At 44.9% G+C, this 9943-nt stretch carries 11 protein-coding genes and 1 pseudogene; 11 read left to right on the forward strand and 1 reads right to left on the reverse strand.

Annotated features, from left to right (window positions below):
- From AC3A8L_RS16615 to AC3A8L_RS16635, 5 genes and pseudogenes are all read left to right on the forward strand, one after another.
- A pseudogene (locus AC3A8L_RS16615) lies at positions 1-267 on the forward strand (oxygen-dependent tRNA uridine(34) hydroxylase TrhO); the annotation flags it as partial.
- Positions 268-362: 95 nt separating this feature from the next.
- Positions 363-1208 (forward strand): hypothetical protein, encoded by an 846-nt coding sequence (locus AC3A8L_RS16620; RefSeq protein ID WP_487963392.1) that lies wholly within the window; start codon positions 363-365, stop codon positions 1206-1208.
- Positions 1205-2662, forward strand: a complete 1458-nt coding sequence (locus AC3A8L_RS16625; RefSeq protein WP_487963393.1) for an alpha/beta fold hydrolase — start codon at positions 1205-1207, stop codon at positions 2660-2662. Before AC3A8L_RS16620 ends, AC3A8L_RS16625 begins: the two co-directional genes overlap by 4 nt.
- Before the next feature lie 86 nt (positions 2663-2748).
- Positions 2749-4365 (forward strand): NAD(P)/FAD-dependent oxidoreductase, encoded by a 1617-nt coding sequence (locus tag AC3A8L_RS16630; RefSeq protein ID WP_487963394.1) that lies wholly within the window; start codon positions 2749-2751, stop codon positions 4363-4365.
- A 413-nt stretch (positions 4366-4778) separates the two neighbouring features.
- Positions 4779-5189, forward strand: coding sequence for a GFA family protein (locus AC3A8L_RS16635; RefSeq protein WP_487963395.1), 411 nt, complete (start codon positions 4779-4781; stop codon positions 5187-5189).
- A 201-nt stretch (positions 5190-5390) separates the two neighbouring features.
- Here AC3A8L_RS16635 and AC3A8L_RS16640 read toward each other — a convergent pair whose 3' ends face one another.
- Positions 5391-5636 carry a hypothetical protein gene (locus AC3A8L_RS16640; RefSeq protein ID WP_487963396.1) on the reverse strand — a complete coding sequence of 82 codons (246 nt, stop codon included), beginning with the start codon at positions 5634-5636 and terminating at the stop codon, positions 5391-5393.
- 258 nt (positions 5637-5894) lie between these two features.
- Here AC3A8L_RS16640 and AC3A8L_RS16645 point away from each other — a divergent pair, with 258 nt between their 5' ends.
- From AC3A8L_RS16645 to AC3A8L_RS16670, 6 genes are all read left to right on the forward strand, one after another.
- Complete coding sequence (locus AC3A8L_RS16645) at positions 5895-6422, forward strand: hypothetical protein (protein ID WP_487963397.1); 528 nt, start codon at positions 5895-5897, stop codon at positions 6420-6422.
- Positions 6423-6544: 122 nt separating this feature from the next.
- Positions 6545-6922: a hypothetical protein gene (locus tag AC3A8L_RS16650; RefSeq protein WP_487963398.1), complete on the forward strand. Its 378-nt coding sequence runs from the start codon at positions 6545-6547 to the stop codon at positions 6920-6922.
- A gap of 67 nt (positions 6923-6989) precedes the next feature.
- Entirely contained in the window at positions 6990-7496 is a 507-nt protein-coding gene (locus AC3A8L_RS16655; protein WP_487963399.1) for a hypothetical protein, read from the forward strand.
- 130 nt (positions 7497-7626) lie between these two features.
- A complete protein-coding gene (locus AC3A8L_RS16660; RefSeq protein WP_487963400.1) occupies positions 7627-8466 on the forward strand; it encodes an ADP-ribosylglycohydrolase family protein in 840 nt (279 codons plus the stop codon).
- Between the two features lie 83 nt (positions 8467-8549).
- A complete protein-coding gene (locus tag AC3A8L_RS16665) occupies positions 8550-8924 on the forward strand; it encodes a hypothetical protein (protein WP_487963401.1) in 375 nt (124 codons plus the stop codon).
- A gap of 45 nt (positions 8925-8969) precedes the next feature.
- Positions 8970-9734 (forward strand): hypothetical protein, encoded by a 765-nt coding sequence (locus AC3A8L_RS16670; protein WP_487963402.1) that lies wholly within the window; start codon positions 8970-8972, stop codon positions 9732-9734.
- Positions 9735-9943: the final 209 nt, after the last annotated feature.

The following is a 9943-nucleotide window of genomic DNA, read 5'->3' on the forward strand; positions in this document are numbered from 1 at the left end:
GACCACGACTTGAATAAAGGTAGCTACGATCAGTGCCACGGTTGCCGTCACCCCATTACGGAAGACGACAAGCGCTCGCCCAAATATATGAAAGGCGTAGCCTGCCCACGTTGTTTTGATGATCAAACCCCCGATCAGCGCGCCCGCTTTGCCGAGCGCCAAAAACAAATGGAGCTAGCGAAAGTGCGTAACCAAGACCATATAGGCGCCGCGCCGCCAGAACGCCAGAATCCAAAAGCGGCAGCCGCCGCCTCCTCCTCCGAATAAGGGCCAAGCAAACAGTATTCGTGGATAAACTATTATAGCCTCGCCCCTAAACCTATCTGGTAAACTCGCGCTTTTTGTTTGAGGAGTGTTGAAATATGGTCGGATACCGCTTTAGGCTTAGGGCGCTTGCGATTATTTTAGCGGCGAGTTTGGCTGGCTGTGCAAGCCAGCCATTAACAGAGCAGCAGCGCTACCAAAAACTACAAGAAGGCTGGACCTATCGCGCTTACCGTAAAGTGTCGAAAGAAAGCTTAAACCCCCTGATCAAAACCTATAATCACGAGCGCCTTAAAGCCGGCCGCAGTACCGTGGATGAAAGCTTTGCTCATGCACTGGTGGGGTTCTCTTGGTCGCTGGCGTTAAAGCCCGACTTTGCCTTGGCTGAAGCGCAATTGTCGGAGCGCAAAGCCGATGACGTTCGGGAACGCTACCTTGCCCATACCACTCGCTCAATTGCGTTTTACCAAAAAGATTGGCGCCAGCTCGCCAGCAGCGAATCTCTCTTTGCCAAACAATTATTGGCGGATAATAATCTTACCGAAGACTATGACAAGAAGCAGGCCATTGCGCAGCTTATTGTGGGTTCGCTGGCCGTGATGGAAGGCGATGCCGGTGTGGCGCGCTCCAGCTTTATGACTGTGGGTACTTATTTAGACAAACCCTGGCTGCCCACGTTGGCGCAATCGGCGGCGTATATTTACAGTAATAAATGGACAGAGTCTGCACGGTTATTAAAAAGCTTGCTGCAAGAGGGGAATTTCCCCGAACAAGAGCGTGCCTTTATCAGCGATTTGGCGCAAGGTGCCGAGCGGCAAGATCACAACATCAAAAACTCTATTGGGCGTTACTTAAAACAAGAGTTTATGCAGTCGTTTAATCAGGATGACGATGGCTTCCTTGCTGAAATTGAAGCCTACATGAGAAAGGTCAAACTTAAATGAGGGCTCTGCTGTGCTGCGTTATCTTATTCAGTTTTCCGTTAACGGTTAATGCTGGCTGGCTCGATAAAATCGCCGATATCATTAAAGAGGTTAGCGATAGTGACGCGGTTGAAAACAGCCCGTCGGCGGCATCACTTATTGAGGTGAAAAATGCCGATGCAAAGCTGCCCGCACACTGGCAAACCTTTTGGTTGGACGAACCCGTTTTTAACGGCCGTATTTTTTTAGCTACCGCCGGCAAGGCAGACGACCCAGTTTTATTGTTGATACACGGCTTGGGTAATAACGGCTTACGCGATTGGCTACCTGTTGTGCCCTTGCTCGAAAAACATTTTCGTATAGTGATGATTGATTTACCGGGTTTTGGTTTATCTGCACCACCTAAAGCCAAGCTCTCGCCGACCTATTACGCCGACCTATTACATTTTATAAAGCCCTATTTTTCCCCCGCGCCTATAACCGTGGTTGGGCATTCCTTGGGTGGCGCGGTAAGCTTACGTTATGCGCATCAATACCCCGCAGATATTAAGCAGCTAGGGCTAATTGATGCCGCGGGTATTTTGCATCGCACGGCCGTTATTAAACACAGTGCAACAGGGCGTATAGCCACCGATCAAGGAATGGTTTCTGAAGGGTTATTAGAGTATGCCGTAGGCGCCCAAGACCTGGGCAATGCCATGATCGAAAAAATAGTGAACTTACCCGACCCCACGGTATGGTTAGGTAAAAGCGAGACCGCATGGAGCATTGCCTTGGGTGCGTATCCAAATATCAATGCAGCGATGAGTTTAGTGGGCGAAAACTTTGCCTCGGCGGCTTTTGAGGTATCTATGCCGGTTGCCATCTTGTGGGGCGCTCGCGATCCTATTGCGCCTTTACGCACCGCGGAAATATTATCCAGTACGCTGCCCGCAAACCATTTAACCGTACTAGATGACGCTAAACACATGCCAATGGCAAGTCATACTACGGCTGTTAGCCAGTGGTTTCTGCAAGCCTTTACTCAGCCAGATTTTTGGATTAATAGCCCTATTAACGACAAGAATAAGCCGCAGGCCGTAGCGCAAGATGCGCACTGTGAAAGTAACGCCGGGCAGATTTTTACGGGTGTCTATAAAACGATTTATGTAAATAACTGTACAGCCGTATTGTTACAAAATGTTATTGCCGAAAAAATCGTATTGCGTGATTCAGTGGTTGAAATTAACAACAGCTATATTAGTGGGGCTACCGTTGCCATGGATATGAAAGATTCTGTTGCGTTAATCACTGGTGGTGAAATTGCGGGCGAGATACATTTAAAGAGTACCCGCCTCGATATTGCCGGCACTCAGTTAGTCACCCAGTTACCCTTTGTGGTTATGGCAGAGTCTCGCATTGTCGCTTCTATTTGCCGTATTGGGCAGCAGCGTTATTTACATGGCGATATTTTACTGAAAGAGCAGCGTTTTTAAATTTTTATTTTTAATTTAGGCCGCGATAACGTTGCCTAACTTGTTTGATTTCCCCCTTTGCCGGAGACACCGGCCAGGAGACTATAATGATCCGAATTAACGAATTACCCTTACCGCTAGACCATGCGCCCGAGGCTTTATCCGCGGCTATTCTTAAGCGGTTGAATATTGCTAAAGAAGCTTTAATCGATTTTACGGTATTTAAGCGCAGCTACGATGCCCGCAAAAAAAATACTGAAATCACCTTTGTGTATATTGTGGACGTGAACGTACACAATGCGGCTGCGGTACTGGCGGCCCATGAAGATGATCGGCATATTGTCCCCTCACCCGATACAGCCTATTACCCCGTAGCGCAAGCACCAAGCGATTTAATCGAGCGCCCGATTGTGATTGGTTTTGGTCCCTGTGGTTTATTTGCCGCACTGGCACTGGCACAAATGGGCTTTAAACCGATTGTTTTAGAGCGCGGGCCTGAGGTGCGCCAACGCACCAAAGATACCTGGGATTTATGGCGTAACAAAAAACTGTCACCAGAATCGAATGTACAATTTGGTGAGGGTGGCGCAGGGCTTTTTTCCGACGGGAAGTTGTATAGTCAAATAAAAGATCCTAAATTTTATGGCCGCAAGGTGATGCATGAATTCGTAAAAGCCGGCGCACCAAAAGAAATAATGTTCGTTAGCAAGCCCCATATCGGCACATTTCGCTTAACGGGTGTTGTGGCCAGCATGCGCGAAGAGATTAAAAGCTTGGGTGGTGAAGTACGTTTTGATGCGCGTGTGAGCGACTTATTTATCGAAAATAATCGCGTCACTGGTGTGCAGTTAGATAATGGCGAGCAGCTGCAAAGCCGTTATGTAGTTTTGGCGCTAGGCCATAGCGCGCGTGATACTTTTCGCATGTTGCACAAACGCGGCGTTTATGTCGAGGCTAAACCCTTTGCCATTGGTTTTCGCGTAGAGCATCCGCAATCGATTATTGATAAAGCGCGGCTGGGTAAATACGCGGGCCATCCAGAATTGGGCGCAGCCGATTATAAATTAGTACACCATGCAAAAAATGGTCGTGCGGTTTACAGTTTTTGTATGTGCCCTGGCGGTACCGTTGTGGCTGCAACATCGGAACCCGGCCGTGTGGTAACTAACGGCATGAGCCAATATTCACGCAACGAGCGCAATGCCAATGCGGGAATAGTGGTAGGTATAAACCCAGAAGAAGATTTCCCTGGCGGGCCACTTGCGGGGGTAGAATTTCAAGAGCAATTAGAAAGCCGCGCTTACGAGCTTGGCGGTAAAGATTATTGTGCACCGGGGCAGTTGGTCGGCGATTTTATTCGACAAAAACCTTCGCAGGAATGGGGCGAGGTGGTGCCCTCGTATAAGCCGGGCGTAAAGCTGGGTGATTTATCGTTGGCATTACCCGATTACGTGATTGAAGCCATTCGCGAAGCTTTGCCGGCTTTTGGTAAAAAAATACGCGGCTTCGATCGCAGCGATGCCATTTTAACCGGTATAGAAACACGCACCTCTTCCCCTATCCGCATTAAACGCGACCACACTAATTTACAAAGTATTAATACGCAGGGTTTATACCCCGCCGGTGAGGGCGCCGGTTATGCTGGGGGTATTTTATCCGCCGGTGTCGATGGTATTAAAGTGGCCGAGGCGCTGGCTTTGGCTATGGTGGCGGATGCTAAATAAATTTTCCCAGCCCCTTTGCTTTGGTAGACGTGTGCTTATTTATACCGCGAAATAATACGTCCCTGCCAAAGCCTGTAAGCTTTGTACAAGCATGCTGTTTGTGAAGGCCCGGTAGTAAATGCCGACCCTTGTATCAGAGTGCGGATCATTATTGGTAGAGGGTTTGAGGGCGTTAGGGGCGGGGCAATAATAGTTTGTCCAATTAGACGAAGGCACCTGCTTTCTCAGCAAGGCGCTCGAAGGGGCGCATGCCGGGGCATGTAACGCTTTGAGCAACGCTGCTGAGGGAGCAGAAGGCAAGTATTATTGGATAAAGTATTTTTTCCTCGGCCCTTAAATAAAAATACCCCGTCGTTGGGCATAGCGTCGTTACGACGGGGGTTATAATATTATGTGATCACAAGGCGTTAAATATGGCAATTAATCTGAAGGAAGTTGATGGAGTAAAAATTAATGCAAAGCATAAAGCAACCTGCCATTGTGGCACGGTAGAAATCGAGCTTGATTTACCTGATGGCCTAATTGATATTAGACGCTGTGATTGTTCTATGTGCCGAAGAAGGGGGGCAATAGTTGCATCGGTACCTCTTGCAGGAATTAATATTTTGAAAGGTGCTGGCGATTTAAAGTTATATCAGTTTAATACAAAAACGGCTAAGCACTTTTTCTGCGGTAACTGTGGTATTTACACCCACCACCAACGAAGATCAAATCCAACCCAGTACGGGTTTAATGTTTCATGTTTAGAGGGCATCAACCCACTAAAAATTGATGGCATCCCAACTTATGATGGCGTTAATCATCCAACAGATCGCGTGAATTAACAGGCGTACGTACTAAGTTTTAAACAAACAACGGGTAAATTTGATTTTTTTATAGTGAGTGTCCTTTTTGGTCTTGGTTTTTTTGGGGTGGCTGAAGGCTGGATGGCGATGGTGGTGCGGGTAAATTATTTCTAGGCACGCTCAAGCCAACGGTAACTGCTCCTAGACATTGTGCTCCATCTTATTTCCTACATTACGCTACTAACGTATATCCATATACGGATCCAATGTCCAATAAGGGGCTTCCTTGCCCCGATGCGGTGCTCTTATATGCGTCATCCCTGTCACGCACCATGAGCGCTCTGCATCTGATCCCGGTAGTAAAATATCAAGCCGTCCCTCTTTGTGTAGTACAGCGGTGCCGGCATGAACCTCTGGGGCAAGCTGTGAATACTTCCCTGTAAGCTCTGCATAAACATCCTGTTTATGACGGCCCCAGAGATTCATGCCGACCCCTGTTTCTGAGTATTTGATAGTTGCTTGCAATATTAAGAAACCCAAAACACAAACTTACTCTCATCAGGCTAGGGGGCTAAGGCTGTATAGTTGAGGTAGGTGCCGATAAATGCCTAGATATGGATACTGGCTTGATGCCGGTAGATGTCTATATTTAGTAATTTAGGTATAGTTGTAGGCAGTTTGGTCTATATGTAGGCATCTTCCTATATGTGACCATGAGCGTGAATCAAATGTTAAGTTTTAATTATGCATCGAACTATTTTTCTTATTTTATTCGTCTCTGGAATGGCAATGGCTGAAAACGTTGAAGTAATGGATGTGGAGACTGGAAATGTATCGGTAGTCTCTTCCGATAAAATTGGGCCGGGAATGGTGCGAATCAGCTACGAAGGGAAGGAGTATTGGGCAGACAGCGCTCAGCTTCAGCAAAACGAATATCAGCATGATCCATTCGAAGGCGAAATGCGGGTGCGTATAGAGTCCATAATGAATAATCTATCGGAAGTGTACTCGCTAACATATGACGAGTGGGAGGATGGCTTCAGGAGAGATCAAAATCCCCAAAATGAAATAGCTATCTGGGAGCGTATTGTCTCTGTATATCAAAGCTATTCGAAAAGCAGTTCAGGCTTGGCGTTAAAGAAAGAAATTTACTCCGTTGTAGTAACATGCTCTTTTAGCGAGCCCGAGCAAGTGTTGGGCCAAGTTTCGCTTGAGGTTCTATCAGAAACGAAAGCTACAGAGATTATAAATGCGTATTACACAAGAACTTAACAAATTGCTCCATTTGACGCAGCTGTCTACGCTCCTTTTTGTGTATGGCCCTCGGCCATTATTGCACAAAATTCCACTACAACCGCTGCGCAAATGAGCAAGGCGTTAAGTTTCTTATCCGTATGATCCTATTTAATGAAGAAATTATCAAAGAATTGAATGGCTACTTTTCCAAAGGCGACGAGTATGTTGAATCAATCAGGCTATCTTCCTATGGATTTCACATAGATTTTATAAATATTAATATCACATGTGAAGAAAGGGTCTTCGCTTCAATTAGAGGGCGGCAATACGAATGGGACGATGCTCCGAATGGTGCTCCGTGGGGGTTGCTTGGGCGTCAGATAGCTAAAGAGGCGAAATTGGTTTCCCCCAGCAGGCTTAGGGTTTTACTCAACGAAGATGACTATATCGAATTTGAGACAGTAGAAGGTGGGTATGAGTCAGTTATCATAAAATTTCCAGAATCCGACGAAACACTCAATTGGGAAATTTTCTAAAACTTAACAAGGCGCTCATGCCGACAGCTTTGTAGCGCGGCGTTGGGCGAAAAATAATCGGGGAAATATGAGTCTCTACATAGAACTAGTAGCAGCACTGACAAGAGCGATTACAGGGTCTCTTTATACAGACGACCAGATTAAATCGATAACTAAAGGTGCTACCGGGAAATATCTCAAGGAATTTTTCCCCGAAACCAAGGATGATCTTGATTCTAAAAATAGAGCTGACTCTGCCCGCAACCATATCGAAGCAGCTTCAACAATTATCCGCGATATGCAAGAAGACCTAGAAGCTCAAGATAAGCAGCTAAGCACACTTCTAGAAACCATTACTGAGAAGAAGAAATTAGCTGATCGGTATCAAACACTTGCCGATACAAACAAGGAGGCGTTCGATGCTTTTCGCATTGAAATGGAAGAGGCTCTTCGAAAAGAATTAGTAGAACAAACTAATACAGGGAAGCGAATCAGGCAGTTAGCAACCGGTATTATATGGTTAATCACGTTAATAGCTGGCGCGGCTCTAAGTACTTATTTTAAAGAGCTTCTTGCTTGGGTAGGTATCGCCTAACAAAGCTATTAAAAATCGTTCCGGCCAAAAAAGCGGCCTCCACTGGACGCGCTAACGCGCGCCTTTTATAGCGGCGTTAGCACTCGCGGGCACTACAGATCGATATTTGTCATATTTGGGAGAGTATTAATTGCTATTAGAAATTGGCATTGGTGATGCGTATGGCGCAGGTTTCGAGTTTTCACCAAAAGAGAAAGTCGAAGCTCACAATGACTTAACTAAATATCATGAGCACGAATTGGGCATTCAAGCAGGCAATTACACTGACGATACGCAGATGTCTCTTGCAATAGCAGAAATGATAATTGGTAAAACGGATTGGACGAGCGAAAATCTAGCAAATAAGTTTGTTGAGTGTTTCAAGCGTGATGAACGCCAAGGGTACTCTAAGGGCTTTTATGCCTTTCTAAGATCCATTGATAGTGGAGAAGAGTTCCTCGAAAAAATGAAGCCGTATAGTACAAGAAATGGTGCAGCAATGAGATCTGCACCTTTAGGCTATATAGGCGATATTGACAATTTACTAAGTATGGCTGCATTGCAGGCTTCATTGACCCATGATACTGAAATAGGTCTAAGGTCGTCACAGGCAGTGGCTTTGGCCTCACATTATGCTGTATATAATTTGGGTAAAAAAGAGAATTTAACGGAGTTTGTATCACAATACTCAAAATTCACATGGCGTGACGATTGGTCTGCACCTGTTGCTTGTTGTGGCGAAGAGACTGTAAATGCGTTATTAACAGTTCTTAAAGATTCCGAAACGCTAAAAGAAGTTCTAATTAAAAGTGTATCGTTTTGTGGTGATGTCGATACAGTCGCTGCGGTTGGTTTAGGAATCGCTAGTTTAAGCCATGAATACGACCCAGGATTGCCAGGTTTTCTATTCTCTGAACTAGAAAATGATGTATATGGTAAGGATTACCTTGCAACCATCGGGCGACAATTAAATGAAACTAAACAGTGCTAACAAACGTGTCATGTCGGAACTCATTTCTAACGCTTCGCGTTTCCACTTCGTCCGTATACACGGGCGTTATGTAAAGGAAATATATGAGTTCTTGGCGTAGAAAAGCTCTGGAATTTTTACCTCAATTTAGAGCTGAGATAGAAAAGGCTGATACCGCTTCATACCTTTGGGTAGATATATCATCTGAATTTCGGAATGCGGTTGATGCCGGTGATTCGGAGTTTGTAGGTGGCACTTTGAAATATTTAATTTGGTCATTTAGTCACGAAGCCGGAATGGAGTCACAGCAGGCGGTGAATTGTGGTTTTCTAGAAGGCATTACTGACAATAAACAACACTGGAAATATTTTTCAAAGTGGTTTTCCCAAAGCCAATTCTTGCAATATAAAGGTTCCTTTCAATATGCATTATCCGATAAGGAGTTTACTGAATTGGAAAATCAATTTTATAGGAGATAGGGTTTGACTAGTGCCTGTCCTTGCTCATGAAATACTAAGGAAGCTATGACTATCACATTACGATCAATCGGATTATTCGGAATTCTCCTTTTTGGAGTTTTATTCTCTGTAACATTCGTATTGCCCGAAACAATTGAAAAATCCGCAAAAGGGTTCGTTAAATACCAGATTGAAGAAGAGGTGCGAGAAAAGCAGCAGCTTCTAAGTGAATCTAGCGTCGCAAGTAAAGCGATAAGTATTGCTAAAAATCTTGGAGTGGAATCAGAAATTAAAAGGAACCTCGATAATAACTTACCTGAAAAAATCGCTAGCGTTATCGCATCCATGTGTGGCTATGATTGCGAGCGAAAAAAAGCATTAACCCAGTCAATTTCATCCGGTTTCTTAGATCGTATTAAGAGCATTAATATCGCCCAAGACACCCTAGGTGACCTCGTAAAGGGAAAGTACATTGAAATTGTTAGAAACTTGAAGCTTGATCTTCGTATATTCCTCGGGTCAAACTTCTTAATGTTTTTAATTCTAGTAATCGTATTTTTAGCCAAACCGAGAGCGATTGCGCACTTATTTGTGCCTGGAGTACTTTTGCTTACAGCTACCATTCTGGCATCAGCTATATACATATTTGGCCAAGATTGGTTCTACACCATTCTATATAATGACTATATGGGGTTTGGGTACTTGGCTTATATAGCGGTGATATTTGGTGTATTGGTAGACATAGCGCTCAATAAAGCTAGAGCCACAACTGAGATAATAAACGGTATAGCCAATGCCGTAGGCTCGGCATTCTCGGTGCTTCCGTGCTAGCCGCATTTGACAAACGCTTGCAGTCTGACGCTAAACCCAAACCCAAACCCAAACCTACTTAGCTTTTGTAAAACCGTTGAGGTTCTTTACATGCAAAAAAATCCAATTTCCCTGCAACTGAGGCCGCTGTTAGGCGCCTACAATCAATTTAGAATGGCGCCCTAATAACTTTCGTATTAAATAAACAATCAGCATGCATAGTATTATTT

It is taken from the genome of Marinagarivorans sp. (assembly GCF_982758155.1).

Excerpts from the sequence above, each read along its gene's own strand:
- AC3A8L_RS16620 (WP_487963392.1), top strand. The coding sequence starts at position 363 with ATGGTCGGATACCGCTTTAGGCTTAGGGCGCTTGCGATTATTTTAGCG.
- AC3A8L_RS16625 (WP_487963393.1), top strand. The coding sequence starts at position 1,205 with ATGAGGGCTCTGCTGTGCTGCGTTATCTTATTCAGTTTTCCGTTAACG.
- AC3A8L_RS16670 (WP_487963402.1), top strand. The coding sequence starts at position 8,970 with ATGACTATCACATTACGATCAATCGGATTATTCGGAATTCTCCTTTTT.
- AC3A8L_RS16645 (WP_487963397.1), top strand. The coding sequence starts at position 5,895 with ATGCATCGAACTATTTTTCTTATTTTATTCGTCTCTGGAATGGCAATG.
- AC3A8L_RS16640 (WP_487963396.1), bottom strand. The coding sequence starts at position 5,636 with ATGAATCTCTGGGGCCGTCATAAACAGGATGTTTATGCAGAGCTTACA.
- AC3A8L_RS16655 (WP_487963399.1), top strand. The coding sequence starts at position 6,990 with ATGAGTCTCTACATAGAACTAGTAGCAGCACTGACAAGAGCGATTACA.
- AC3A8L_RS16635 (WP_487963395.1), top strand. The coding sequence starts at position 4,779 with ATGGCAATTAATCTGAAGGAAGTTGATGGAGTAAAAATTAATGCAAAG.
- AC3A8L_RS16650 (WP_487963398.1), top strand. The coding sequence starts at position 6,545 with ATGATCCTATTTAATGAAGAAATTATCAAAGAATTGAATGGCTACTTT.
- AC3A8L_RS16665 (WP_487963401.1), top strand. The coding sequence starts at position 8,550 with ATGAGTTCTTGGCGTAGAAAAGCTCTGGAATTTTTACCTCAATTTAGA.
- AC3A8L_RS16630 (WP_487963394.1), top strand. The coding sequence starts at position 2,749 with ATGATCCGAATTAACGAATTACCCTTACCGCTAGACCATGCGCCCGAG.